General features: G+C 66.0%; 25 protein-coding genes. 14 read left to right on the top strand and 11 right to left on the bottom strand.

The window, feature by feature from the left end; translation table 11 throughout:
- Positions 1-7: 7 nt before the first annotated feature.
- Entirely contained in the window at positions 8-1339 is a 1332-nt protein-coding gene (tssK, locus tag KVG96_RS08215) for a type VI secretion system baseplate subunit TssK (protein ID WP_217891554.1), read from the bottom strand.
- Positions 1340-1386: 47 nt separating this feature from the next.
- Positions 1387-1833, bottom strand: a complete 447-nt coding sequence (locus tag KVG96_RS08210; protein ID WP_217891553.1) for a type VI secretion protein — start codon at positions 1831-1833, stop codon at positions 1387-1389.
- Between the two features lie 228 nt (positions 1834-2061).
- Here KVG96_RS08210 and tssB point away from each other — a divergent pair, with 228 nt between their 5' ends.
- From tssB to KVG96_RS08155, 11 genes are all read left to right on the top strand, one after another.
- Positions 2062-2604: a type VI secretion system contractile sheath small subunit gene (gene tssB / locus KVG96_RS08205; RefSeq protein ID WP_217891552.1), complete on the top strand. Its 543-nt coding sequence runs from the start codon at positions 2062-2064 to the stop codon at positions 2602-2604.
- Between the two features lie 30 nt (positions 2605-2634).
- Positions 2635-4116 carry a type VI secretion system contractile sheath large subunit gene (gene tssC / locus KVG96_RS08200; protein ID WP_085583471.1) on the top strand — a complete coding sequence of 494 codons (1482 nt, stop codon included), beginning with the start codon at positions 2635-2637 and terminating at the stop codon, positions 4114-4116.
- A 77-nt stretch (positions 4117-4193) separates the two neighbouring features.
- A complete protein-coding gene (locus KVG96_RS08195; RefSeq protein WP_217891551.1) occupies positions 4194-4691 on the top strand; it encodes an Hcp family type VI secretion system effector in 498 nt (165 codons plus the stop codon).
- A 15-nt stretch (positions 4692-4706) separates the two neighbouring features.
- Entirely contained in the window at positions 4707-5150 is a 444-nt protein-coding gene (tssE, locus tag KVG96_RS08190) for a type VI secretion system baseplate subunit TssE (protein WP_085639884.1), read from the top strand.
- Positions 5134-6927, top strand: a complete 1794-nt coding sequence (tssF, locus tag KVG96_RS08185; protein ID WP_217891550.1) for a type VI secretion system baseplate subunit TssF — start codon at positions 5134-5136, stop codon at positions 6925-6927. Before tssE ends, tssF begins: the two co-directional genes overlap by 17 nt.
- Positions 6891-7916, top strand: a complete 1026-nt coding sequence (gene tssG / locus KVG96_RS08180) for a type VI secretion system baseplate subunit TssG (protein WP_217891549.1) — start codon at positions 6891-6893, stop codon at positions 7914-7916. The genes tssF and tssG overlap by 37 nt, the downstream gene beginning before the upstream one ends.
- Position 7917: 1 nt before the next feature.
- A complete protein-coding gene (tssH, locus tag KVG96_RS08175; protein WP_217891548.1) occupies positions 7918-10458 on the top strand; it encodes a type VI secretion system ATPase TssH in 2541 nt (846 codons plus the stop codon).
- A gap of 55 nt (positions 10459-10513) precedes the next feature.
- Positions 10514-11449, top strand: a complete 936-nt coding sequence (locus KVG96_RS08170) for a hypothetical protein (RefSeq protein ID WP_217891547.1) — start codon at positions 10514-10516, stop codon at positions 11447-11449.
- A gap of 57 nt (positions 11450-11506) precedes the next feature.
- Positions 11507-12337 carry a ubiquitin domain-containing protein gene (locus KVG96_RS08165; protein WP_217891546.1) on the top strand — a complete coding sequence of 277 codons (831 nt, stop codon included), beginning with the start codon at positions 11507-11509 and terminating at the stop codon, positions 12335-12337.
- A gap of 17 nt (positions 12338-12354) precedes the next feature.
- Positions 12355-14364, top strand: a complete 2010-nt coding sequence (locus KVG96_RS08160) for a type VI secretion system Vgr family protein (RefSeq protein WP_217891545.1) — start codon at positions 12355-12357, stop codon at positions 14362-14364.
- Between the two features lie 15 nt (positions 14365-14379).
- Entirely contained in the window at positions 14380-14922 is a 543-nt protein-coding gene (locus KVG96_RS08155; RefSeq protein WP_217891544.1) for a toxin-antitoxin system YwqK family antitoxin, read from the top strand.
- Positions 14923-14946: 24 nt separating this feature from the next.
- On the opposite strand, the gene KVG96_RS08150 is transcribed toward KVG96_RS08155, so the two are convergent.
- On the bottom strand, positions 14947-15342 hold the full coding sequence (locus KVG96_RS08150; RefSeq protein WP_085656565.1) for a DUF4280 domain-containing protein: 396 nt from the start codon (positions 15340-15342) through the stop codon (positions 14947-14949).
- A gap of 190 nt (positions 15343-15532) precedes the next feature.
- Here KVG96_RS08150 and KVG96_RS08145 point away from each other — a divergent pair, with 190 nt between their 5' ends.
- Both KVG96_RS08145 and KVG96_RS08140 read left to right on the top strand, forming a co-directional pair.
- Positions 15533-16600 carry a phosphotransferase family protein gene (locus KVG96_RS08145; protein ID WP_217891543.1) on the top strand — a complete coding sequence of 356 codons (1068 nt, stop codon included), beginning with the start codon at positions 15533-15535 and terminating at the stop codon, positions 16598-16600.
- A gap of 36 nt (positions 16601-16636) precedes the next feature.
- Positions 16637-17404: an SDR family oxidoreductase gene (locus KVG96_RS08140; protein WP_217891542.1), complete on the top strand. Its 768-nt coding sequence runs from the start codon at positions 16637-16639 to the stop codon at positions 17402-17404.
- A 296-nt stretch (positions 17405-17700) separates the two neighbouring features.
- Here KVG96_RS08140 and KVG96_RS08135 read toward each other — a convergent pair whose 3' ends face one another.
- The 3 genes from KVG96_RS08135 to KVG96_RS08125 form a co-directional block, all read right to left on the bottom strand.
- Positions 17701-17871 (bottom strand): hypothetical protein, encoded by a 171-nt coding sequence (locus tag KVG96_RS08135; RefSeq protein WP_217891541.1) that lies wholly within the window; start codon positions 17869-17871, stop codon positions 17701-17703.
- A gap of 204 nt (positions 17872-18075) precedes the next feature.
- On the bottom strand, positions 18076-18330 hold the full coding sequence (locus KVG96_RS08130; protein ID WP_217891540.1) for a DUF1652 domain-containing protein: 255 nt from the start codon (positions 18328-18330) through the stop codon (positions 18076-18078).
- A 167-nt stretch (positions 18331-18497) separates the two neighbouring features.
- Positions 18498-19994 carry a helix-turn-helix transcriptional regulator gene (locus KVG96_RS08125; RefSeq protein WP_217891539.1) on the bottom strand — a complete coding sequence of 499 codons (1497 nt, stop codon included), beginning with the start codon at positions 19992-19994 and terminating at the stop codon, positions 18498-18500.
- Positions 19995-20159: 165 nt separating this feature from the next.
- Here KVG96_RS08125 and KVG96_RS08120 point away from each other — a divergent pair, with 165 nt between their 5' ends.
- Positions 20160-20369, top strand: a complete 210-nt coding sequence (locus tag KVG96_RS08120; protein WP_217891538.1) for a hypothetical protein — start codon at positions 20160-20162, stop codon at positions 20367-20369.
- A 73-nt stretch (positions 20370-20442) separates the two neighbouring features.
- Here the strand turns inward: KVG96_RS08120 and sigJ are convergent, their stop codons facing one another.
- From sigJ to KVG96_RS08095, 5 genes are all read right to left on the bottom strand, one after another.
- Positions 20443-21336, bottom strand: a complete 894-nt coding sequence (gene sigJ / locus KVG96_RS08115; RefSeq protein WP_217891537.1) for an RNA polymerase sigma factor SigJ — start codon at positions 21334-21336, stop codon at positions 20443-20445.
- 3 nt (positions 21337-21339) lie between these two features.
- Complete coding sequence (locus tag KVG96_RS08110) at positions 21340-21774, bottom strand: carboxymuconolactone decarboxylase family protein (RefSeq protein ID WP_217891536.1); 435 nt, start codon at positions 21772-21774, stop codon at positions 21340-21342.
- A 40-nt stretch (positions 21775-21814) separates the two neighbouring features.
- Positions 21815-22756: a DHH family phosphoesterase gene (locus KVG96_RS08105; protein WP_217891535.1), complete on the bottom strand. Its 942-nt coding sequence runs from the start codon at positions 22754-22756 to the stop codon at positions 21815-21817.
- Positions 22756-23937 (bottom strand): cysteine desulfurase family protein, encoded by a 1182-nt coding sequence (locus KVG96_RS08100; RefSeq protein WP_225927228.1) that lies wholly within the window; start codon positions 23935-23937, stop codon positions 22756-22758. Before KVG96_RS08100 ends, KVG96_RS08105 begins: the two co-directional genes overlap by 1 nt.
- 123 nt (positions 23938-24060) lie before the next feature.
- A complete protein-coding gene (locus tag KVG96_RS08095; RefSeq protein WP_217891533.1) occupies positions 24061-24831 on the bottom strand; it encodes a sulfite exporter TauE/SafE family protein in 771 nt (256 codons plus the stop codon).
- Position 24832: the final 1 nt, after the last annotated feature.

Here is a 24832-nt window from a genome sequence, read left to right as displayed (position 1 = left end):
TGTGTGATCAGGCACTTTCACCGGTCTGCGGGACAAACAGCACCACCTGCCACGGGCTGCTGGTCAGCTTGGCCGCCGGGGCGGCGATCATCAGCGGCAGTTGGGCGTCGAACCAGGTGCCTTCGGCGGTCACCACGAACAGGCGGGTGTCGTCGCCGACGCTGTAGGCCACTTGCTCGCTGCGGCTCATGGCCTGGTGCGCCAGGCCGCTCATGCGCTGACGGCTGAGCAGCGCGATGTGCGGCGCCGAGGCGATGATCGCGCCGCGCAGCCAGTCGCCGGCGGCCTGTTCGCTGACGCCGTTGGGCATGCGCAGGCCGATGACCAGGCGCTGGCTGGGGCGATCCTCGGGCAGCTGGATGGAAAAGCTTTGCTCGCCCCGTTCGAAGGCGATGCTGCGGTAACCGGCGCGGATCAGTTCGAGGGTGGTCTCCAGCCAGTCGAGCACCTGCCCGTAGCCGCGCTGCAGTTCAAGGAAATCCAGCGGCGCGAACGCCGGCACGCCGGCCAGCGGATCCAGCGCCGACCACGCGCCGGCCAGGCCCAGCAACTGCACATAGAGCGCCTGCGGATGGGCGATGCGGCTGTTGAGGGCGCCTTCGACTTCCGGCAGGCGCGTCCACAGCGCGGTCAACTGGCGGCGGATCTCCAGCGCATCGTCCTGGTTGCCGGCCTGCTGCGCCTGGCGCAGGCGACCGCCGAGGAACAGGCATTTCTCCCGCGCCCGCGCGCACAGCCCGGCCACCCGGCGGCCCAGCGGCGAGTCCGGCAGCAGCAGCGGCGTCGGCGGTGTGTACGGCAGCGGCAGGAAACCGCCGCCCTCCTTGCGGATCTTCAGCAGCGGCAGGCAGATCGAGTCGGCCTTGTTCAGTTGCGTGCACAGGCGCGGATTGGGTCGCCACACAGTGATCGATTCGGGGAACTCGCCGCTGGTGAGATCCGGCAGCGCCTCGCCCACCACCGATTGCAGACGGCCCTTGAGCGGCAACAGCTGACCGGCGCGCCACAACGGGCTGACGGCCAGGTACACGGTGACGGTGGCGTCGTCGGTCTCGTCCACCGCCGCGCTCACGTCCAGCTCCAGCGCGGGGCCGACGCCGGCCTGCACGTCCACCGGCAAGCCGTCGGGCATCGTCCCTTGCAGCGCCAGTATGCGCACCACCCCGGCGCTCATCGCCGAGGGGTCGAACTCCAGGCGCGCCACGCCCCAGAACCACGGGTTGCAGGCCTGGGCCAAATGCGCGCCGAGCGCCTCGGCCCGCAACCCCTGCAACTGAAAATGCTGCGGCAGCAACTGCATGCCTTCATGCCAGCAAACCGCGTCAGGTAGCAGACTCATGTGATTCCCTTCGACTGCGCCGCAGGCCGGCGGCGGACGGTGCGCTTTCAGTTTTCCCTGCTGACCAGGCTCATCTCGCGACTGTCGAACTTGAGCCAGGCGTCACTCCGGTCATCCAGCCGCAAGCGGTGCGCTCCGGGTGTGTTATAGCTGGCGAAGACCAAAAGTCCAGCCGCCCGCTTGCCCCCCAACGGGAAGGGTTGGCGGTCGATGAATTGCCCCGGCACCAGCTCCACTCCCCACACGCTCATCAATTGACGGTAGTCGCGCTGGTACTGCTCGCGCCCGGCGAACCACTGACTGGCGCTGATGCCCGACAGTTGCTTGAGCAGGTCCGGATCGTTGACCGCGATGAAATCCACGGCGATGGGGGTGTCGTCATTGGCCTTGGGCGCGACGTCGAGGGTCAGGCTGTCGAGGTCCACTTTCGGCCCGAAGAGTGAACAGCCGGCGAGCAGCGCAAACCCGAACGTTAGAAAAAGTCGTGCACGCAAAATGAATTTTCCTTTTCGCAGTACAGTCCAAAAAAGTTTTTCGCTTGCATTTTTATAGTCCTGTTCTAGCGTCTTGGGTAGTTCGGTTCCTACAGCCGAATGTGGAAGGTTTGTCAAAGGAACGACAGGTCATCTGCCTCCCTTTCTAACCTGTGGTCCAGCAAGGGAAAGCGATGAACGGGCCTCCCCGATGCATTGCGCCCGCCCATCGCATCGGAGTCCGCCGACATGGCAGAAAGCACCCAGCACAAGCTCGACCGGGTTCGCCCGCCCCGAGTGCAAATCACCTACGACGTCGAAATCGGCAACGCCATCGAGAAAAAGGAATTGCCGCTGGTGGTCGGGATCCTCGCCGACCTGTCCGGCAAGCCCCTGGAGCCGTTGCCGAAACTGACCGAACGCCGCTTCACCGAAATCGACCGCGACAACTTCAACGAAGTGCTCGCCTCCATCGCTCCCCGCGCCACGATCCAGGTCAACAACACGCTGACCGGCGACGAGAGCAAGCTCAACATCGAACTGAACTTCAAGCACATCGACGATTTCGACCCGGTCAAGGTGGTGGAGCAAGTCACCCCGCTGCGCCGTCTGTTCGAAGCCCGTCAGCGCCTGCGCGACCTGTTGACCAAGCTCGACGGCAACGACGACCTGGACAAGCTGCTGCGCGATGTCATCGCCAACACCGAAGGCTTGCAGGAGATCAAGTCGGCCCGCCCGGACACCGCTGTCCCGGCCGCTGACGCCGATGCGCCGGCCGAACCGCAAGCCTGACCGTCCACTTGAATCCAGGGAGAATCCACCATGCCCGCCGCCGCCCAGAACGAAGCCAGTGAAGGCACGACCCAGACCTTGTCCCTGCTGGACAAGATCATCGCCGAGGGCCGCATGGCCCACGACGACAGCCAGCAGGACTACGCCCGCGACATGCTCGCGGAGTTCGCCACCCAGGTGCTTGACGAAGGCATGGCCATCGACAAGGACACCGTGGCCATGATCAACGACCGCATCAGCCAGATCGACGAGCTGATCAGCGCCCAGCTCAACGAAGTGCTGCACCACCCCGACCTGCAGAAGCTCGAAGCGTCCTGGCGCGGCCTGCACATGCTGGTGCAGAACACCGAGACCAGCACCCGTCTGAAGCTGCGCCTGCTCAACGTCACCCAGAAGGAGCTGCAGAACGATCTGGAGAAAGCCGTCGAGTTCGACCAGAGCGCCCTGTTCAAGAAGATCTACGAAGAGGAATACGGCACCTTCGGCGGCCATCCCTTCAGCCTGCTGGTGGGTGACTACACCTTCGGCCGGCATCCGCAGGACATCGGCCTGCTGGAGAAACTCTCCAACGTCGCCGCCGCTGCCCACGCCCCGTTCATCGCCGCCGCCAGTCCGCGGCTGTTCGACATGAACAGCTTCACCGAACTGGCGGTGCCGCGTGACCTGTCGAAGGTCTTCGAGAGCCAGGAACTGATCAAGTGGCGCTCGTTCCGCGAGAGCGAAGACTCGCGCTACGTGTCGCTGGTGCTGCCGCACTTCCTGCTGCGCCTGCCCTACGGCCCGGACACCTCTCCGGTGGAAGGCATCAACTACGTCGAAGACGTCAACGGCACCGACCACAGCAAATACCTGTGGGGCAACGCCGCCTGGGCGCTGTCGCAGCGCATCACCGAAGCCTTCGCCAAGTACGGCTGGTGCGCGGCGATCCGCGGGGCCGAGGGCGGCGGCGCGGTCGAAGGCCTGCCGGCGCACACCTTCCGCACCAGCTCCGGCGACCTGTCGCTCAAGTGCCCGACCGAGGTGGCCATCACCGACCGCCGCGAAAAAGAGCTGAACGACCTCGGCTTCATCGCCCTGTGCCACAAGAAGAACAGCGACATCGCGGTGTTCTTCGGCGGCCAGACCACCAACAAGTCCAAGGTCTACAACACCAACGAGGCCAACGCCAACGCGCGGATCTCGGCGATGCTGCCGTACGTGCTCGCCGCGTCGCGGTTCGCCCATTACCTGAAGGTGATCATGCGCGACAAGGTCGGCAGCTTCATGACCCGCGACAACGTGCAGAGCTACCTCAACAACTGGATCGCCGACTACGTGCTGATCAACGACAACGCGCCCCAGGAGATCAAGGCGCAGTACCCGTTGCGCGAAGCGCGGGTGGACGTCACCGAAGTCGCCGGCAAGCCCGGCGCCTATCGGGCCACGGTGTTCCTGCGGCCGCACTTCCAGCTTGAGGAACTGACCGCATCGATCCGCCTGGTCGCGACCTTGCCGCCGCCGGTGGCGGCCTGACCGGCCCTCGCCCGCCGGCACCGCCGGCGGGCCTCTCCCCGTTTGCCTAGCGCGATAACCTTCAGGAGTTCCAAGCGATGGATGCAATCATTCTCGACCTCGGCGGCGACATCAAAGGCGACAGCCTGCTCGAGGGCTACGCGGACAAGATCGAAGTCATGTCCTACAGCCACAACGTGGCCATGCAAGTGACCAACGACGTCAGCAACTCGGAGCGCACCAGCGGCAAGCCCCACGTCGGCGAGTTCACCCTGACCAAGTTCGTCGACACCTCCACCCCGTCCCTCAACGAATACTGCTGCGCCGGCAAGCCGATCCCGGAAGCCAAGATCACCATCGGCCGCAACGCCGCCGAAGGCAGCGGCCAGCTGCTGCCCTTCATCATCTACACCCTGACCAACGTGGTGATCTCCAACGTCAGCGTCAGCGGCGGCACCGGCGGCAAACCGGTCGAGACCCTGTCCCTGAACTTCACCAAGATCAAGTGGGAGCTCACCGCGCAGAAGGACGACGGCACCAAGGAAGGCACCGCCGCTTCGACCTGGGACCTGGCCGCGAACAAGCTGGTCAGTTAAGCGGACGCCCCGGCCATGGCAGACACCGGCATCCTGGCGCCGCTGTTCGAACGGCTCGCCTCCAGCGAGCACGACGGCGCGCCGGTGTTCGACCGCCAGGCGCTGCTCGACTCGGTGCACACCGAGCTGTCGCGCCTGTTCAACACCCGCCGGGGCCCCAAGACCCTGACCCGCCCGCCCAGCGTCATCGACTACGGCATCGCGGACTGGAGCGCCCTGCAACAGCAGCGCAGCGATGACCGCCGGCGCCTTTCGCGTGACATCCGCGAAGCCATCGACCGGTTCGAGCCGCGCCTACGCCTGGGCGAGGTTCAGGTCAATCCCCTGCCCGAACATCCCCAGCGGCTGAGCATCCGCCTGCTCGGCGAACTGCGCAGCGGCCAGCGGCACTGGCCGGTGGCGTTCGTCATCGAGCCCGGCGACGAAGGGCTGGAGGTGCGCCATGAGCGACTCGATTGACCCGCAACTGCTCGACTACTACCAACGGGAACTGACCTGGCTGCGCCATGCCGGCAGTCAGTTCGCCGAGCGCTACCCGAAGGTCGCGCGGCGCCTGGAACTGTCGCCGGGCGAGTGCCCCGACCCGCATGTGGAACGGCTGCTGGAAGGCTTCGCCCTGCTCGCCGCACGCCTGCAACGGCGGCTGGACGACGACTACGCCGAGTTCAGCGATGCCTTGCTGGAGCAGCTGTACCCGCTGGCCATGCGGCCGATGCCGTCCTGCGCCATCGTGCAGTTCGAGCCCGACCCGAGCAAAGGCAAGCTCGACGGCGGCTACCCGCTGCCCAGGGACACGCCGCTGTTCGTCACCACCGACAAGGGCGACAGCATCCACTTTCGCACCAGCGCGGCGGTGCGCCTGTGGCCGCTCAAGGTCAGCGAAGCGTTGCTGCTGGGCAGCGACGAAGCGCAGGCCCTGACCGGCGTCGCCACTGCCCGCTCGGCTTTGCGCCTGAGCCTGCAATGCCTGGGCGAAAGCCAATGGCGTGAGCTGGGCATCGAGACGCTGCGCATCCACCTGACCGCCTCGCCGGTGATCAACGCTTGCCTGTGCGACCTGCTCGGTGCCCATGCCGTGCAGGTGCTGGCCGGCCCGTCGGGCAGCGTGCCCGAGGCGCTCAAGGGATTGCCGCAGGTCGTCGGTTTCGCCGATGACGAGGCCCTGTTGCCGGACGAAGACGGCGTGCATCCGGGCATGCGCCTGCTCGCCGAATACTTCGCGTTCCCGGACAAATTCCACTTCTTCGACCTGCCGCTGGCCGGCGCCGCCAGCGACAGCCAGACCCTGTACCTGTACATCGTGTTCGACCGGGCCCCAGCCGGTCGCCTGACGTTGCAGGCCAGCGACGTCGCCCTGGGCTGCGCGCCGGTGATCAACCTGTTCCCGCGCACGTCCGAGCCGCTGCGCCCGGACGGCACCCGCAGCGAATACCGCCTGATCGCCGACAGCCACCGGGAAAACAGCGTGGAGATCCACAGCATCCGCGCCATGCGCGCCAGCTCCGTCGCCGGTGTGCAACGGGTGCCGGCCTACTACGGCAGCCAGCACAGCGGCGGCGACCAGCAGCGTTACTGGCATGCGCGGCGGGTCAGCGGCATGGCGCCGAACCGGCTCGGCAGCGACCTGTTGGTGAGCGTGGTCGACACCCGTTTCGAACCGTCGACCGACCTGCCCGACTACAGCCTCACGGCCGAGCTGCTGTGCACCAACCGCCACCTGGCCCAGAGCCTGCCGGCCGGCACGCCGCTGAGTTTCGAACGGCCGGGGCCGGTGGCCTGGGCGCGCCTGCGCAACCCGCCGAGCCCACAGAGCCTGCCGCGGCTGGACGGCGCGTCGCGCTGGCGGCTGGTGTCGCAGCTGACCCTCAATCACCTGTCGCTGGTCGAAGGCCCGCAAGCGCTCGATGCGCTCAAGGAGATCCTCCATCTGCACAACCTGCGCGACGAAGCCAGCGCACTACGGCAGATCGAAGGCCTGGCGCACCTGGCCTGCGAGCGGGTGATCGGCCACGTCGGCGCCGATGCCTGGCGCGGCTGGCGCAATGGCCTTGAGGTTCAGCTGCAGCTCGACCCGCACCATTTCGTCGGCAGCAGCGCCGTGCTGTTTTCCGCCGTGCTGGCGCAGTTCTTCTCGCTCTACGCGACCGCCAACCGTTTCGTGCGCACGGTGCTGATGCAGGCCGACAGGGAGGTCAAGGCATGGCAACCCCAAGCCGGCATGCCCCTGTCACTCTGAGCCTGGGCCAGCGCCTGCGCCGCGATCCGCAGGCGTTCGAATGGCTGCAGGCGCTGTTGCTGCTGGAGCGCGAACAGCCTCAGGCCGAGTCCTTGGGCAGCGGCACCGCGCCCCAGGCCGAGGCCGTGAAGCTGCGCGGACCGCTGACCCCGACCTTCCCCACCAGCCAGATCGAGCGCCTGCGCGAAGAGCCGGGCCAGCCGCTGACGCTGGAGACGCCGGTGTTCGGCCTCGGCGGCCCCGACGGCCCCCTGCCCTACGCCTATCAGGAGTGGCTGCAGCAACGGGCCCGGGCCAAGGATCACGCGCCCGCCGAGTTCCTCGACCTGTTCCAGCATCGCCTGCTGAGCCTGCTGTACAAGGTGATGCGCAAGCACCGGATCGCCCTCGGCTTCACCACGCCCGGCGCCTCGCCGGTGCAGGCGCAGCTGCGGGCGTTGACCGGGCTGCTGCCCAAGTCCTTGCAGGAGCGCCAGGCCGTGCCCGACTGCGCGGTGCTGGCCTGCACGGCCCTGTACGCCGACGGCCGCCGCTCGCTGGCCGGGTTCGCCGCCATCGTGCGGGAGCAGTTCGAAGTGCCCGTCAAGCTCAACGCCTATGAAGGCGCCTGGCGCGAAATCCCGCCCGCCAGCCGCAGCGTCATGAAGGCCGGCGGACGCAACCTGCAGCTCGGCCGCACCGCCGTGGCCGGCACCCGCGTGTGGGACGAGCACGCCGGCATCCGCCTGACCCTCGGCCCGTTGCCTCAGGCTGTGGCCGCACGCTTCCTGCCGGACGGCGAAGCGCACCCGGCGCTGGCCAGCCTCGCTGCGCTGTACTTCGGCCCGGACCTGGACGTCACCCTGGTGCTGCTGGTGCGCGGCGCCGGCCCGCTGAAGCTCGGGCGCCAGGCCCCGGCGCTGCTGAGCTGGAACGGCGGCCTGCAGCGTCAGGCCAGCCTGGCGGTGCAGCGGATCGAAACCCGTCTTCGCCAGTTGGAGATCACCTGAGATGGAACTGGCCAGCCTGATCGGACGCCTCAACCCGGACAACCGCCGCGCCCTCGAACGGGCCGCCCAGCGCTGCCTGCAACGGGGCCACCACTTCGTCGAGATCGAACACCTGTTGCTGGAGCTGCTCGACATCGAAGGCGGTGACCTGGCGTTCCTGCTGCCGCGCTTCGGCCTTGAGCGCGATGCCCTGACGGCGGAAATCAACAAGGCGCTGGATCTGTTCAAGTCCGGCAGCACCCGCACCCCGGCCCTGTCGAACCACACCCTCGGCCTGCTGGAAGACGCCGTGGTGCAGGCCAGCGTGCTGGGGATCGACAGCATCCGCTCGGGCCTGTTGCTGCTGGCGCTGATCGACCGCGACGAACGCCGCAGCCTGCTGCTCAACAGTGCCTCGTCCCTGCTGCGCATCCCCAAGGAAGCCCTGCGGGCGAACCTGCTGGAATGGACGGAAAACTCCCGCGAGCACGTCGGCCCGCGCACCGTCCCGAACGCAGGCCCGGCCCCCCGGCAGGATTCGGTGCTCGACCTGTACACCCAGGACCTGACCGCCGATGCCCGTGCCGAGCGCATCGACCCGATCGTCGGCCGCGACGGCGAGATCCGTCAGTGCATCGACATCCTTCTGCGGCGCCGGCAGAACAACCCGATCCTCGTGGGCGCGCCGGGCGTGGGCAAGACCGCCGTGGTCGAAGGCCTGGCCTTGCGCATCGCCGCCGGTGACGTGCCGCCGTCCTTGCAGGAGGTCAGCCTGCGGGTGCTCGACCTTGGCTTGCTGCAAGCCGGGGCCGGGGTCAAGGGCGAGTTCGAGCAACGGCTCAAAGGCGTGATCGACGCGGTGCGCAGCGCCGACAAGCCGATCATCCTGTTCATCGACGAAGCCCACACCCTGATCGGCGCCGGCGGCTCCGAAGGCGGCAGCGACGCGGCCAATCTGCTGAAGCCGGCGTTGGCCCGGGGCGAACTGCGCACCCTCGCCGCCACCACCTGGATGGAATACAAGAAATACTTCGAGAAAGATCCGGCCCTCGCCCGCCGCTTCCAGTTGGTGCAGGTGGAGGAGCCGGACGAAACCACGGCGGTGGAAATGCTCCGCGGCGTGGCCGCCAAACTGGAGCAGCACCACGGCGTGCAGGTGCTCGACGCGGCGATCCATGAGGCGGTGAAACTGTCGCACCGTTACATTTCCGGCCGCCAGTTGCCCGACAAGGCCATCAGCGTGCTCGACACCGCCTGCGCCCGGGTCGCCCTCGGCCAGCACGACGTGCCACCGCCGCTGGAGAGCCTGCGCCACCGTCAGCAAAGCCTCAAGGAAGAGCTCGAACGCCTGCGCCGCGAACAAGCCACGGGCCTGGACCACCGCGAACGCATCACCGGGCTCGAAAGCGAATCGACGAGCAACGTGCAAGCGATCCGCGAACTGGAGACCCGCTGGAGCGAAGAGCGCGTGGCCGTGCGCGAACTGCTCGACACCCGCCGCGAGCTGCTCGACCTGAGCGAGCGCGCCGACAGCGACAGGCCCGACGAAGCCACCGACAGCCGCATCGACCACCTGGCCGCCGAACTGCTGCGCCTGGAGGCCGGGCTCGACGCGATCCGCCAGGACGATCCGCTGGTGCCCGAACAGGTCGACGGCAAGACCGTCGCCGCCGTCATCGCCGGCTGGACCGGCATCCCCGTCGGCAAGATGCTCGCCGACGAGGCCCACGCCGTGCGCACCCTCGGCCAGCGCATGGGCCAGCGGGTGATGGGCCAGGGCACGGCGCTCGGCACCATCGCCCAGCGTCTGCAGGCCTACCGCGCCGGCCTGACCGACCCGCAGAAACCGGTGGGCGTGTTCCTGCTGGTGGGCCCCACCGGCGTCGGCAAGACCGAAACCGCCTATGCGCTGGCCGATGCGTTGTACGGCGGCGAGCGCAACCTGATCAGCATCAACCTCTCCGAATACCAGGAAGCCCACACCGTCAGCCAGCTCAAGGGCGCCCCGCCCGGCTACGTCGGTTACGGCAGCGGCGGCGTGCTCACCGAAGCCGTGCGGCGCAAACCCTATTCGGTGGTGCTGCTGGATGAGATCGAGAAAGCCCATCCGGACGTGCTGGAGGCGTTCTACAACGTGTTCGACAAGGGCCTGATGGAAGACGGCACCGGGCTGGTGGTGGACTTCAAGAACACCGTGATGCTCGCCACCAGCAACGTCGGCGCAGAGCTGCTGCTCGATACGCCCGCCGCACAGGTCGGCTCCGATGCCTTCAACGAAGCGCTGCACAAGGTGCTGCTGCAAGCCTTCCGCCCGGCGTTCCTGGCGCGCATGACGGTGGTCGCCTACCGGCCGCTGGACGAAGCGACGCTGGAAGGGATCGTGCTGGCCAAGCTTGAGAAACTGCGCGGACGCTACAAGGCCGCGACCGGCAAGCCGTTCGAGTTCGACGCGGGCATCGTCAAAGCGGTGCTCGCCAAGTGCAGCGCGGCGGGTGCGCGGGATGTCGAGAATGTGTTGATGACGCAGGTGACGGGGAAATTGGCGGAGTGGGCGCTGGAGTGAAGCCTGCCGTCAACCGCAAAGGATCTCACTGTTCAGCGCAAGGAGTTGCCGCACCATGCCCATGCCGGACTACACCGCCAAGGACCTCACCCTGTTCTCCACCATCATCGCCCGCGCGGCGTGCCTGCGGGGCTGGGGCGCCGACCTCGGGGCGGGAGCGGGCACCGCCATCGAAGAAGTGCAATGCATGCAGTTTCGCGAGTCGCTGTACATTGCGGGCAATCATGGCGAACACGCCGCCATCGCCAGTTATTTCCGGGCCTTCGGGGTTTCCAACCATGAAACGTTCATCAACTGCCTGCGCTACAGCCGGTGGTTGCTGACCATTCCTTTCGTCACCCGGACAGCGGTCGCCGGCAGGTCATACCACGGCGAGTTCAGCGACCAGGAGGAGATCACCCTGACCTACGCCGCCGCCAGCCTGGGCCATGTGCCGGTGCTGACGGCAGGCGAGATCGCTCAGGCCAGGGCGCTGATCGTCACAGCCGTCCTGCCGGCGGCTGGCCCGCTGCGGACGCTGGCCTGGTTCCTCAAGAAGTTCACCGGGGCTCCGGCGCTGGCGGGGCTGAACCGGCCCGCGGCCACCGCCTTCCATTACTCGGTGAATTACAACGGCATCCATGCCATCAATCTGCTCGACGACAGCTCGACCGTGCATGCCGAGCTCAAGCTGATGCGGATGCTGGCGTATGCCCACACCCATGACCTGATGCACCGCAAGACCGGCAGGGTCAGGGTCGGCGGCCTGAAAAGGACTTGCGCCTTTTGCGCCGCCTGGATCGGCCGTTTCCAGCCGTGGATGCTCAGAGCGTTCGAAGTGCGCGTCGATTTGCCGGCGGACGATACCCGCGGCATCGCCGACGGTGCAGGCAACCGCCCGACCAACGTGCGTGAAGCGGAGTTCGGCGCCTACGTCCAGGCATTGTTCAATGGTGCGGCCAACAGCAATTGCGCCGATGTCGCGGCGCATGCCGCCGACGCCCAGTGGTGACCCGGCACCGTCGACGGACAGGCTGTCCCGCGTCATTTCCGGCATAGGGAGTGAAAGATGCAAATTTTCGCGAAGGTCAACGGCGGCAAGATCCTCACGCTCGACGTGACCGCGGACGACACCGTCCGACAGTTGGTCGTCATGGCCTGGAACAAGGCGTTCCCCAATTTGGCGCTCCCTGCGGATGAACGCATCAAGGTCGCCTATTTAAACAAGTCGCTGGTGCTCGACCTCAAGCTTGAACACTACAACCTGCAGAAGGAAACCACCTTCAACATCATGATCCTGCCGGCGCAGGACAGCGTGGTCGATCAGGAAGTCCTCGGCGCCCTGCAGCGGTTTCTGTATGTGGCCGCCGCGCAGGCCAACGCAAACGAAATCACGTTCATCGGCGTGGGCAGCTACGACAACGGCCACGGCAGCCTGGCCTCCGTGAAGCGCCAACAATGCCCGGACACCCTGCTCACGTACTGCATCGAACATCAGGTGGACTTGAACATCATCCTGATCGACCCCGGATACGGGACCGAATCGCACCTGCCCCCACAGATTTACCACTCCGGGGAATGGGCGCTGCTGCACAGGGAACTGGGCGGCAAGATGCGTCAGTACAAGCATCAGCCCGCCGTGGCCCTCAAAGCCTGCGACATCTGGCTCACCACCTTCGCCACCGGCATCGCCGAATACGGGGCGGATCTGATGCGCCAGGGAACCGTCATCGCCGCCGTCCATCTGCCCGACACCTTCGGCCACATCGTCCGATGGCCGGGCTGTTGCCTGATCTGCGGCAACTTCTACGCTTCGCCGACCGATCCGTCGCAGTTCTTCACCCTGGGCGACGACAAGACGATCAAGGCGACCGGCTTCGATGTGAACCCGCCCCACTAATCCGCCGAGGCCCTTCGATGCCCCGCTCCACCGACAGCAACAGCAGCCTCTCCCTGACCGCCGGCTCACTCTCGGCGCTATTCCCTGAGTCGCTGTCCGGCGACGAAGCGCTCAACGCGCTGGGCTCGCAGATCCTCAACGGCCTCAACGACGGCGCCGCCCTCACCCTGAGCAGCGCCGTCGCCACCCATGTCACCACCACCCTGCACAACGATGCGCAGAGCCGGCCGTTCGACGGGCTGGTGGCCGAGATCCGCCAGTTGCCGGCCGACGCCACCGCCGAGCGCTATCAACTGCTGCTGCGCCCGTGGCTGTGGTGGCTGAACCTGGCCAGCAACAACCGGGTGTTCCAGAACCTCAGCACCTCGGACATCGTCACCACGATCTTCAACGCCCACGGGTTCAGCGACTTCAAGCTCTCGCTGACCGGCAGCTACACGCCCCGCGAGTATTGCGTGCAGTACGGCGAGACCGACTTCGCCTTCGTGTCGCGCCTGCTCGAGGAAGAAGGGATCTTCTGGTTCTTCACCCACGACGACGGCAAACACACCCTGGTGCTGGGCGACAGCAACGACGCCTTCGTGCAGATCCCCAACGGGCCGAAGGTCAAGTACCTGGGCCAGCAACTGGGCGAGCGTGAGCTGCACGGCATCCGCACAGGCCAGGTGTGCGTGCAGGCCGTGGCCGGGGTGTACCGGGCGACCGATTATGAATTCACCACACCCACCACTTCGCTCTACGGCCAGGCCGAGGCGGTGGCCGGGCCGCGTTCGGTGTACGAGCACCCGGGCGGCTACAACGCCAAGGCCCGTGGCGACGCGCTGACCAAGCTGCGGGTCGACGGCCTGCGCAGCGAGGAAAAACGCTTCGTCGGCGAGAGCGACTGCCGCTGGCTGGTGCCGGGGCACTGGTTCACCCTCGACGGCCACGACGACGAGAGCCTGAACGTCGATTGGGTGGTGACGCGGGTCGTCCACGACGCCAGCCATCTCGACTACCGCAACCGCTTCGAGGCGATCCCCAAGGCCACGCCGTTCCGCCCGCAGCGGCTCACGGCGAAACCGCGCATGCACCCGCAGACCGCCGTGGTGGTGGGCAAGTCCGGCGAGGAGATCTGGACCGACGAGTACGGGCGGATCAAGGTGCAGTTCCCCTGGGACCGCGACGGCAAGAACGACGAGACCAGCTCCTGCTGGGTGCGGGTGGTGCTGCCCTGGAGCGGCAAGGGCTTCGGCATGCAGTTCGTGCCGCGCATCGGCCAGGAGGTGATCGTGACCTTCATCGACGGCGATCCGGACCGGCCGCTGGTGACCGGCTGCGTGTACAACGGCGACAACGCCCTGCCCTACGCCCTGCCCGCCAACCAGACCCAGTCGGGCATCAAGACCCAGTCGTCCAAGGGCGGCGGCGGTTTCAACGAGCTGCGCTTCGAGGACAAGAAAGACGCCGAGGAAGTGTTCCTGCAAGCGCAGAAGGACCTGAAGGTCAACGTGCTCAACGACACCACCGCCACCGTCGGCCACGACGAGACCCTCACGGTGCAGAACGCCCGCACCCGCACGGTCAAGGACGGCGACGAAACCGTGACCCTGGAAAAGGGCAAGCGCAGCGTGACCATCCAGACCGGCAGCGACTCGCTCGACGTGAAGGACAGCCGCACCGTGAAGGTCGGCGCCGACCAGAACCACAGCACCGGCGGCAACTACACCGACAAGGTCACCGGCGACTACAGCCTGACGGTGGACGGCAACCTGACCATCAAGGTCAGCGGCACCCTCACCCTGCAGAGCGGCGGCAGTTTCACGATCAAGAGCGGCGCGAACCTGGCGGTTCAGGCGAGCACGTCGATCAGCCAGAAGGCCGGTACGTCACTGGCCAACCAGGCCGGCACCTCGCTGGACAACAAGGCAGGGACTACGCTGACCAACGACGCCGGCATCAGCCTGACCAACAAGGGCGCCGCGTCGCAGACCGTGGACGGCGGCGGCATGCTGACCATCAAGGGCGGGCTGGTGCAGGTCAACTGACGGGGGGGGCAAGGCATGGCGATCACACCGCTGGATGTGCAGCAGGACGACAAGCACCTCAAGGGCCGTCTACAGGACGGCCAGCTCGACGGTGCGTTGCAGATCAAGGACGACGGCCGGGCCCAGGCAAGCCTCAACTACAGCCAGGGCGAGCTGCAAGGCACGTCCCTGCTCTATCACCCCAACGGCAAGGTCTCGGCGCAGTTGCCGTTCGTGCGCGACAAGCTGCAAGGGGTCGCCAGTTTCTACGCCCCCGAAGGCTGGCTGCAGCGCAAGGCCGCTTACCGGCGCGGCTTGCTGCACGGCGAGGCGTCGAACTTCTTTCCCGACGGGCAATTGGCCGAGGCCGAGTTCTACCGCGACGGCGTGCGGGAGGGGCGCTATCAGCGGTTCCACCCCAACGGCAAACCGGCGGTTCAGGCGCGCTACCTGAACGGGCAACTGGTGGAACCGGAACAGGCGTTCGCCGATGACGGCCGGCCGCTGGACGCCGACGGCAAGCCGATCTCGCGGGTGCGCTGGTGGTTCAGGCGCTGGACCGATCCGCAGCAGGCTTGAGGGCAACGGTCGCCAGGACGGGCCTCAGGGAATGAGCATCTGCACCTGCCCCGGCATCGCGATCTTGATCACCCCCGCCCAGTTGCACATCAGCGTGCTGTTGGCGTCGATGGCCGGCATGCCGCCCAGCAGCAGGGTCGGCGCGCCGCCGGGGATCCACGGCGTGGCGGTGGCGGGAATGCACGGCATCGGCGTCAGCACCCCCAGCGCCGCCGCCGTGGCGGCGGCCACCATCGGGTTGGCCATGCTCATGCACGTGCCGAACGGCAGGATGTTGACCAGCGGTATGTGATCCATGATGTTCGCCGCCGGCATCCCGCCGGTCAGCGTGCGGTTGACCGGCAGCACGTTGAGCGCTGACGGCGCGGCGCCGAAACTGCATTGCAGCGTGGCGCCGGCACAGACTTGCGGACAGCCCATCTCAAAGCTCCTTGCCCAAAGCCGCTGACCCGCTAAACCTTAGCCTGCCGCGCCGCCGGGCGCACATTCCCGAGGGTGATTATCCGCCAACACGCTAACCTATAAGACCGGCGCGCCCTTGTGACCCGTCCGGCACGCCATTAGATTAGCCAATGATGTCTGGCCTCCAAAATAAGCAGAAGGGATAAGCATGGCGCTTACTGACCAGTCCACCCGCATCCGCTCCGGCGAAGAACTCGACGCCGGCCTGATCGACCCGTACCTGAAGGCGCACATTCCGGGCCTGACCGGCACTCCGCGGATCAGTCAGTTCCCCGGTGGCGCATCGAACCTGACTTACCTTCTGGAGTACCCGGAGCAGGAATTCGTCCTGCGCCGTCCGCCCTTCGGCCACAAGGCCAGGTCCGCCCACGACATGGGCCGCGAATTCCGCATCCTCAACCAGCTGCGCGACGGTTTCCCGTACTGCCCCAAGGCCTATGTGCACTGCACCGACGAATCGGTGATGGGCGCCGAGTTCTACGTGATGGAACGGGTCAAGGGCATCATCCTGCGCTCCGACCTGCCGCCTGAGCTGGGCCTGGATGCACAGAAGACCGAAGCCCTGTGCAAGAGCTTCATCGACAAGTTCGTCGAGCTGCACCGGGTCGACTACAAGGCCTGCGGCCTGGCCGACCTGGGCAAGCCGGAAGGCTACGTCGCCCGCCAGATCAAGGGCTGGAGCGAGCGTTACGAGAAGGCCCTGACCCCGGACGCGCCGCACTGGGAAGCGGTCAAGGCCTGGCTCAACGACAAGATGCCGGCCGACCACCCGACCTCCAGCATCGTCCACAACGACTACCGCTTCGACAACGTGATCCTCGACCCGGACAACCCGATGCAGATCATCGGCGTACTGGACTGGGAGCTGACCACCCTGGGCGATCCGCTGATGGACCTGGGCAACACCCTCGCCTACTGGATTCAGGCCGACGACCCCGCGCCGGTGCAACTGATGCGCCGCCAGCCGAGCCACGCGCCGGGCATGCTGACCCGCCGCGAATTCGTCGACTACTACGCCGAGCGCGCCGGGATCGCCATCGACAATTTCGACTTCTACTACACCTACGGCCTGTTCCGCCTGGCCGGCATCGTGCAGCAGATCTACTACCGCTTCTATCACGGCCAGACCCAGGACAAACGCTTCGCTCAGTTCATTCACATGAACAAGCTGCTGGAGCAGATGAGCTTGCAGGTCATTTCGAAATCCAGCCTCTGAACTCAACGCCCGAGCCCCATTGCCCAAGGAAACCCCATGTCCAAGACTCAGTTGTTCGACCTCGACGGCAAGATCGCTTTCGTCTCCGGCGCCAGCCGCGGCATCGGTGAAGCCATCGCCAGACTGCTGGCCCAGCAAGGCGCCCACGTGATCGTCTCGAGCCGCAAGCTCGAAGGCTGCCAGCACGTCGCCGACGCGATCATCGCCGCCGGCGGCAAGGCCACCGCCATCGCCTGCCACATCGGCGAGATGGAGCAGATCAGCCAGGTGTTCGCCGGGATCAAGGAACAGTTCGGACGCCTGGACATCCTGGTCAACAACGCGGCGACCAACCCGCAGTTCTGCAACGTGCTGGACACTGACCTCGGCGCCTTCCAGAAGACCGTGGACGTGAACATCCGCGGCTACTTCTTCATGTCCGTGGAAGCCGGCAAGCTGATGCGCGAGAACGGCGGCGGCAGCATCATCAACGTCGCCTCGATCAACGGCGTTTCGCCGGGCATCTTCCAGGGCATCTACTCGGTGACCAAGGCTGCCGTGATCAACATGACCAAGGTGTTCGCCAAGGAATGCGCGCAGTTCGGCATCCGCTGCAACGCCCTGCTGCCGGGCCTGACCGACACCAAGTTCGCCTCGGCGCTGGTCAAGAACGACGCCATCCTGAAGACCGCCCTGGCGCAGATCCCGCTCAAGCGCGTGGCCGACCCGAGCGAAATGGCCGGCGCCGTGCTGTACCTGGCCAGCGACGCGTCGAGCTACACCACCGGCGTCTCGCTGAATGTGGACGGCGGTTTCCTGTCCTGATCCCTGCACACCACCAAACCTGTAGGCGCTTGCCTGCAAGCGATGGCGCCGGTTCGGCCGACATCACTGCTGCCTGACCCACCGCCATCGCTGGCAAGTCGAATCGTCGCACCGCAGCTCCCACAGGTACCGAGTCGTTCGCAAATGCAGTGTTCTGCACAGACACTGTGGGAGCTGGCTTGCCAGCGATGAGGCCGGCACTGCCGACATCTCTGGTGGCTGGCCCACCGTCACCGCAAGCAGGCTGGCTCCTACAGGAATTCCGGGTGTCCGCAGGATCCCTGCTCACCGCAATGTCACTGGGTGACGCAGCGGGTCGTGGTGGTGTGTCGGGTCACTTGGCCGTCGGCGTACATGTCGCCGGACACGTCGGTGTTTTCCAGGGTCTGGCAGGTACGTACCGGCTCTGGCGGCGGTACGGCCGGTGGAGGCGGCGGCGGACTGGCGCAGCCGCCGAGAAGGGCCATGGCGAATATCCACGGCAAGGGTTCAAGCACGCGTTTCCCAAGTCTGTTCATAGGTTGGCCCGCGATGAATGGATGACTCAGTTCCCGCCGCTGCGCGTTGATCCACCCGGCCACGGGAAACCCACCACTCATTCTTTATAGCTCAGCCACTCGCGAGCGCCAGTGAAACGGCGCTGCGCAGCCGGGCGGGCTGTCGATTCCGCGTCAGGCCAGCCCCGGGTTCGATGGGTTCAGGGAATTGCACTGCAACTCGTAACGCAGCTCCTCGACCAGCGCCTCCATCGCCTCGGGCGTGCGCAAGGCATCGACGCTCAAGCCGCTGATCACCAGATCCACTTGCCCGGAGACCGGGTGATAGAGCTTCACCGTCAGCGAATGCTCGCCGTCCACCGTGCAGGCGCAGGCCAAGGGCGAAAAACTGTGTTCGAGCCGGGCCCGCAACTGGGCCAGCGTCATCATCGCAAGTGCCTGTGCGCGGAGCTTGCGGCAGTGAAAGGCGAATGGTTCATGGAGCGGATCCTTCAGCGGTTCTCAGGGGCGCACACGATGGGCGCCCCGCCAGCTTAAGAACCGCCCCGGCCAGCAAGAACCCGAATTTGCACCGCCTCCACTAGTGCATTTGCACCTTACCGCTGGCCCCGGCTGCCCCACCCGGCGGAAAACAGCCCCCGCTCCCGTGCCCAGACGATGGCCTCGCTGCGGCTGTGCACGTCGAGCTTGGAATACACCGTCGCCACATGGTTGCGCACCGTGTTCGGCGCCAGCTTCAGCCGCGCGGCGATCTCCTTGTCGGCCAGGCCTTCGCAGATCAGCCCCAGCACATCGCGCTCCCGGGCCGTGAGGTCGGTGAACGCAACGCCCGGCAACTGCGGTGCGTTGATCTTCTTCACATTGGCCAGTTTCTCGATCAGCGTGCGGCTGAACCATGAGGCGTCCTTCATCACCTCCTCGATCGCCGCAACCAGTTCCAGCTCGGTGCGCTTGCGCTCGGTGATGTCCATCAGCACCAGCAGGTAGCAGGGCCGGTCGTGGATGTTGACGGTGTCGGCGGACACCGCGCACTCCAGCAGCTCGGCGTCCTTCTTGCGCACCTGCACTTCGACGCGGTCGACCCGGCCGGCCTTCTCCAGGGCCGTCATCAGCCGCGCACGGCTGGCCGGGTCGGCGATGAAGTCCAGTTGCGCAACGGTTTTGCCGATCACCTCGTCGTCGCCATAGGCCAAGGCATCGAGGAACGCCTGGTTGACATCGATCACCCGCTGCTCGTCGGCGCTGCACACCAGGATCGGCACCGGCGTCAGGCGAAAGGCCTTGGCAAACCGCTCTTCGCTCTCGCGCAGCGCCAATTCGGCCTTGCGCCGCAGCTCCATGTCGACGAAGGAAAACAGCATGCAGTCCTCATCGTTGAGCTGCAGCGGCTGGCCGGCCACGATCACCTGCTTGCTGCCGCCGTCGGGCAGGCGCAGCTCGGCCTGCATCTGCGGGATGGTCGCCACCTCGCGCAGACGCTGGATCGCCAGGTCCTTGCGTTCGGCCTGTTCCAGGATGTCGAGTTCGTAGGTGGATGCGCCGATCACCTGGTCGCGGCTGTAGCCGGTCATTTCCAGGAAGCCCGGATTGACCTTGATGTAGCGCAGGTCGCTGAGCCGGCAGATCACCGCCGGCGCCGGGTTGGCATTGAAGGTCTTCTCGAAGCGCTGCTCGGCGTTGGCCCAATCGGTGATGTCGCTCATGATCAGCACCAGCGACTCGGGCTCGCCGTCACGGTCGGTCAGCACCAGGCTGCGCACGCTGTGCACCCAGGTGCGCTCATCGTCGCCGGCGGCTCTGGCCTCCACCAGCACATCGCTGAACGACTCGCCCGCCGCCACCCGGTTGAGCGGGTATTGCTCAGGGGTCAAGGGATGGTTGTTGCGGTAGCGCAGGCTGAACCGCCCGGCATAGTCGTCGGCGTCCTTGCCCAACGCCTCGACGCGGTCGACGCCATGCATCGCCAGCGCCGCTTCGTTGGCCCAGCGGATGCGCCGGTCGGGCTCCATCAGGATCACGCCGTCGGACAGGCCCGCAATGATCTGCTGCAACTGGCGACGGTTGGTTTCGCTGATCAGGACATCTCGGCTCATCGGCCCTCCACAGGTTCGGGGATGTGAAGGTTGTGACCGCGCCCGTCCCGGAACGTGCGGGCGAGGCATGCCCCGCTCCGCCCGTCCGGTCGTTAGCCCCGCAAGGAATTCTCGACTAACGTTAACGACTCAGCGACCCGCAAGCACCTGATCAAGGAGAGACAGATGACGAGCGACAACACCGCCGAACAGGTCTACCGCACCTGGTCCACCCCGATCCTGCTGGAGCTCAAGAAACGCGAGCACCAGATGGCGCCGGCCGAACGCCTGGCGCTGCAGACCGTGATGATCGAACGACGGTTGCTGGACACCGGCAACCCCAACGGCAAGGATCGGCGCAAGCAGTCGGCCGGCCACACCGATAAGGTCGAATGACTGTGGAGCGAGCCTGCCCGCGAGGGTGATCCGTGACTCGGTTCACCCTCGCGGGCAGGCTCGCTCCCACAGGTCAAATGACGCTGAAACCTTTCCCGAGCCCCGCCAGTTTGTCGGGGTTGCGCATGATGTAGATCCGGTTCACCCGCCCGCCCCCGTCGAAGCCGAACGTCATGGCCGCCGTGACTTCGCCTTGCGCCTTGATCAGCACGCCCTTTGCCCCGTTGATCTGCACCGGCAGCCATTCCTGCGCCTGCCAGTAGGCATGCAGCGACTGCCCGACGAAATCCAGCACATCCCGTTTGCCGAACAGGGTCTGGCGGATCGCCGACGCTTTGCCGCCGCTGTCGGCGCACAGCTCGACGTCTTCGCTCAACAGCGCGCTGAGCGACACGGTCGAGCCGCCGGCGATGGCGGCCTGAAAGGCATCGAGCAGTTGCGACTGGCGTTCGGGCTCCGGCCGGTAGCGGCCCTGCCCGTCGCCGATCCGCGCCTTGGCGCGGGACACCAGTTTGCGGCAGGCCGGCTCCTGGATACCCAAGGTCGCGGCGACCTGCGCATAGTCGAAGTCGAAGATGTCGTAGAGCAAATAGGCCGCACGCTCCTTCGGGCTCAACCGCTCAAGCATCAGCAGAAACGCCGTGGACAGCGACGAGGCCAACTCATGCATGTGCTCAGGGGACGCGTGGTGGGTGGTATGGATCGGCTCCGGCAACCAGGTGCCGATGTAGTCGACCCGCGAGCGCTGCGCCGAACGCAGCGCATCGATGCAGTGGCGGGTGCAGGCGGTGGTCAGCCAGGCCGCCGGGGTGGCGATGGAGGCCCGGTCGGCCTCCAGCCATTTGATGAACAGATCCTGGACCGCATCCTCGGCCTCCGCACGGGAGCCGAGGATGCGGTAGGCCAGGCCGAGCAGAAACGGCCGCCGTTCCTGAAAGACGGCGACGCTGTCCTCAGCGGGATTCATCGGTCAGTGCCTCGACACCTGCAAACGGTTCCACAGGTTGATCATGCCGATCTCCCCCGTCAAGGCAGCGATCTGCCCGTCGTTGAAATGCTCGCGCAGGGCGCTGCGCAAAGGGGCGTAGTCAGTGTGCGGGTCGAGGACGGTCAGCGCCTCGGTCCACGCCAGCGCCGCACGCTCGGCGGCGCTGAAATCGCTGACATGGCGCCAGACGATCAGGCGGTCCAGGCGTTCGTTGCTTTCCTGGGCCTCCCGCGCTTCGCGGCTGTGCATCTTCACGCAGAAACCGCATTGGTTGATCTGCGAGGCGCGCAAGTGAACCAGGTGCACCAGCGACGGCGCGAGGTCGTGCGCGCCGAGGCTGACATGCACCTGGGCCAGGCTGTCGAAGACCTGGGGCATGGCGTGTTGCAGGTTGACCGCTTGAGTGTTGGACGGCATCGCGTTGCTCCGTGCTTGAGGGATTCAACGGGATGACGATTCAGCCTCGCGGCTTGTGACACGAGACTCGACATTTCGCTGAGAGCCCCAGCCGCAGCAGCTCCTTGCGCAGGATCGACGGTTGCAGAACGGCTTGCCCGGCGTGCCAGTCAAGCGCAACCAGGCGGCTGACCTTGTCCTGGCTGATCGGCGGATCCGCAAGAAAGCGGCTCTCGCCTTCCCGGATGCCGATGACATTCAGCAACCAGTCCTCGCCCTGCCCCGTCAGCCAGCCGCTGATCTCTGCGCGGTGCCGGGCAACCAGAGCCCCGGCATCCCACACGGTCATTTGCGCGAACAGCGCCGGCAGTCCGCTGTCGGGCTTCATCCGTTTCAGATCCTTTTCCAACGATGCGCAAAGCTCCCTTTCGATCGCCGCCTGGCACTCCAGGAAATACCGCTCGGGCCAATCCGCCGGCAGACCGGCCTGGCGGGCGAGCACGTCATACGCGCGAACGTCTAGCGCCGTCGTCATTTGCCCGGTGAGGTTCAGGGTATTGTCGAGGATGGCCGTGGCCAGCAACGCCGCACTGGAGGGACGGATCCGGGACAGCAGCCCGCTCGCCTCCCAGCGTTCGAAGACCTGGGTCGCCGCTGCGCCGACGGGACGGATGTCGGCCGCAGGCCCTAACCTGCCGGCCCAATAGGTTTCGTGGCCCGGATGATGGTCGATGACCTCCTCCACCCGCTCCAACGCCACCCACGGGTCAACGTGGTGGGGATCGGAGACATCCACCAGCACGAACGCATCGTCCGCTTGCGGCCGGTAATCGTCCAGGCCGGCCTCCCAGCCAAGCACCGTGGCGCAAACGCTCGCATTGGGCGGCGCGCTGCTCACGGCCCGGGCGGCGACGCCCAGGCCGTTCAAGAGCTCGGCGTAAGCGATGCAGCAGGCATAGGCGTCGATGTCCAGGTACGCCGAACCTGACGTGACCACCCGCATCAGGCGAGTGCCGCCTGCCGAGGGCTCAGGCCGGCCGCGGGGAGATCCAACGCCCGGACGATGCCTTGGAGGATCTTGGCGTACGCGGCCCGGCAATGCTCTTCCGCGATGGAGATGCGCACGGTGCTGGCGGCCATCCGCTCTGGGTAGCCCAAACGCATGACCGTGCCGGACAGGCTGAGCTTCTTGTCGGAGCACGCCGAGCCGCCGGTGATGTAGATGCCCTGGGCATTCAACGCCCATTGCAGCTTCCGGGTGTTGATGCCCGGCAAGGCGATGAAGCTGACGCAGGGAACCCGAGACGCCTGCTGGCCGATCACGACCGACTCGCCGACCATCGATTGCAGTTCGCGCTCAAAGGCTTCACGCGCCTGCTGCGCCTCGGCACTGGCGGCGCCGAACTTGAGATGCTTCTCCGACAAGGCCGTTTCGATGGACAGAATGCCCGGGTAGTTCTGGGTGCCGCCGCGCAAACCGCCCTCTTGCCCGCCGCCCGCGATCAAGGGTGACAATCCGTATCGGTTTCTGGCGTACAGAAAGCCAGCCCCCGGCAACGCACCGAACTTGTGGCCGGAGGCGATGGCGAAGTCCACACCCGACTCGTGCAGGTTCACCGGGATCTTGCCGATGGCCTGCGTCATGTCCGAAAACAACAGCCCGCCCTGAGCCTTGACCTGACGGGCGATCTCTTGGATCGGCTGAATCACGCCGGTTTCGTTGTGCACGGCCATGACGCAGACCAGCGTCGGCCGTCCGGCATGGGCGTCCAGCAATTGCTGCAGATGCGTGGTATCGAGCAGTCCGTTGATGTGATGCTCGATCGCGGCGGCGCACAGACCGTCCTGGCTGTAGCGCCGAATGTTCTGCAGGGTGCAGGCATGTTCGATGGCCGAGTACAGCACCACCGGACGTTCGTGCTTGAAGCGCTCAAAGAAGTCATGAAAGACCTGCGCACACCCTTCGCTGGAACCGCTGTTGAATATCAGGGAATCGGTATCGACGTTCAGCAGGCCGGCGATGCTTCCCCGCGCGCATTCCACCCGTTCAAGCAATTGGACGCCAAGGGCGTGGTTGGCGTTGGGGTTGGCGCACTGACGCGCCGAAAACAAGGCCTGCAGCATGTCGCTGACCTGTGCCGAGACTGGTGCCGAACCGCAGACGTCGGCATAAACGGTATCCATTGCAATATCCATATCGAACACTTCCAGTTTTCTGTTTCATGTCATTCAGGATGTTGTCCGCAAAGGGCGGACTCGAACCAACAGGTTTCATGTCATCCGGGAGGTTGTCCGCAGAAGGCGAACTCAAACCAACAGGCGCGCCATGAGCTGCAGCGAGCACAGCAGCACGAACGCATTCAGGGCTTGCTTGAGGTGCCTGGCGTCCAGCCGATGGGAGAGCCCCGCGCCGAGAAAGCCGCCCAGCACGATGCCCGCCACCAGCTCGCCGGTGTAGCCCAGAAAGTCCGTGGCCGTGCCCACGCGCCCAAGCAGCGCGCCGCTGGCGCCGATGATGCCGATGAGTGCAGAGGTCGAGATCGCCTGTTTGATCGGCAGACCGAACAGGCTGACCAGCACCGGCAGGTAAATGAACCCGCCCCCTTGCCCGACCAAGCCGCACAACACCCCCAGCACCACGCCGGTCAGCGGCAAGGACCAGGCCTGGTGATCGCACAGGAGCGCCACCGGCCGGCGGAACAGGTAGGTGACCAGCAGCGACAGCAACCCCAGCAGCCCGAACACGAACAGGATGAAATTCTCGTTGAACGCGTCGGCGTGGATCGAGGCGAAGAAATTGGCGACCGCCATCGGAACGGCGAAACTCCTGATCACCCGCCAGTCCGGCTCGAACCGCGCCCGATGCAGCGCGAACGAAACCAAAGAAGAGAAGAAGCCCTGGGCGGAGGACAATCCCGTCACCACCTCGATCGGCAGCTTATGACCGGCCAGCATCGGATAGGCCAGCACCAGCAAAGGCGTCACGATGATGCCCCCGCCGATGCCGAACAGCCCCGACATGAAACCGGCCATCACGCCCACGCCGGCCATCACCGGGTAGATCGTCACGGCAACCATT

Source organism: Pseudomonas ekonensis (assembly GCF_019145435.1).
GTDB lineage: Bacteria > Pseudomonadota > Gammaproteobacteria > Pseudomonadales > Pseudomonadaceae > Aquipseudomonas > Aquipseudomonas ekonensis.
This window is presented reverse-complemented; position numbering and strand designations above follow the sequence as displayed.

Coding starts and splice junctions, on each gene's coding strand:
- tssK (WP_217891554.1), bottom strand. CDS start 1,339: ATGAGTCTGCTACCTGACGCGGTTTGCTGGCATGAAGGCATGCAGTTG.
- tssB (WP_217891552.1), top strand. CDS start 2,062: ATGGCAGAAAGCACCCAGCACAAGCTCGACCGGGTTCGCCCGCCCCGA.
- tssC (WP_085583471.1), top strand. CDS start 2,635: ATGCCCGCCGCCGCCCAGAACGAAGCCAGTGAAGGCACGACCCAGACC.
- KVG96_RS08195 (WP_217891551.1), top strand. CDS start 4,194: ATGGATGCAATCATTCTCGACCTCGGCGGCGACATCAAAGGCGACAGC.
- tssE (WP_085639884.1), top strand. CDS start 4,707: ATGGCAGACACCGGCATCCTGGCGCCGCTGTTCGAACGGCTCGCCTCC.
- tssF (WP_217891550.1), top strand. CDS start 5,134: ATGAGCGACTCGATTGACCCGCAACTGCTCGACTACTACCAACGGGAA.
- tssG (WP_217891549.1), top strand. CDS start 6,891: ATGGCAACCCCAAGCCGGCATGCCCCTGTCACTCTGAGCCTGGGCCAG.
- tssH (WP_217891548.1), top strand. CDS start 7,918: ATGGAACTGGCCAGCCTGATCGGACGCCTCAACCCGGACAACCGCCGC.
- KVG96_RS08170 (WP_217891547.1), top strand. CDS start 10,514: ATGCCCATGCCGGACTACACCGCCAAGGACCTCACCCTGTTCTCCACC.
- KVG96_RS08165 (WP_217891546.1), top strand. CDS start 11,507: ATGCAAATTTTCGCGAAGGTCAACGGCGGCAAGATCCTCACGCTCGAC.
- KVG96_RS08160 (WP_217891545.1), top strand. CDS start 12,355: ATGCCCCGCTCCACCGACAGCAACAGCAGCCTCTCCCTGACCGCCGGC.
- KVG96_RS08155 (WP_217891544.1), top strand. CDS start 14,380: ATGGCGATCACACCGCTGGATGTGCAGCAGGACGACAAGCACCTCAAG.
- KVG96_RS08150 (WP_085656565.1), bottom strand. CDS start 15,342: ATGGGCTGTCCGCAAGTCTGTGCCGGCGCCACGCTGCAATGCAGTTTC.
- KVG96_RS08145 (WP_217891543.1), top strand. CDS start 15,533: ATGGCGCTTACTGACCAGTCCACCCGCATCCGCTCCGGCGAAGAACTC.
- KVG96_RS08140 (WP_217891542.1), top strand. CDS start 16,637: ATGTCCAAGACTCAGTTGTTCGACCTCGACGGCAAGATCGCTTTCGTC.
- KVG96_RS08135 (WP_217891541.1), bottom strand. CDS start 17,871: ATGGCCCTTCTCGGCGGCTGCGCCAGTCCGCCGCCGCCTCCACCGGCC.
- KVG96_RS08130 (WP_217891540.1), bottom strand. CDS start 18,330: ATGATGACGCTGGCCCAGTTGCGGGCCCGGCTCGAACACAGTTTTTCG.
- KVG96_RS08125 (WP_217891539.1), bottom strand. CDS start 19,994: ATGAGCCGAGATGTCCTGATCAGCGAAACCAACCGTCGCCAGTTGCAG.
- KVG96_RS08120 (WP_217891538.1), top strand. CDS start 20,160: ATGACGAGCGACAACACCGCCGAACAGGTCTACCGCACCTGGTCCACC.
- sigJ (WP_217891537.1), bottom strand. CDS start 21,336: ATGAATCCCGCTGAGGACAGCGTCGCCGTCTTTCAGGAACGGCGGCCG.
- KVG96_RS08110 (WP_217891536.1), bottom strand. CDS start 21,774: ATGCCGTCCAACACTCAAGCGGTCAACCTGCAACACGCCATGCCCCAG.
- KVG96_RS08105 (WP_217891535.1), bottom strand. CDS start 22,756: ATGCGGGTGGTCACGTCAGGTTCGGCGTACCTGGACATCGACGCCTAT.
- KVG96_RS08100 (WP_225927228.1), bottom strand. CDS start 23,937: ATGGATACCGTTTATGCCGACGTCTGCGGTTCGGCACCAGTCTCGGCA.
- KVG96_RS08095 (WP_217891533.1), bottom strand. CDS start 24,831: ATGGTTGCCGTGACGATCTACCCGGTGATGGCCGGCGTGGGCGTGATG.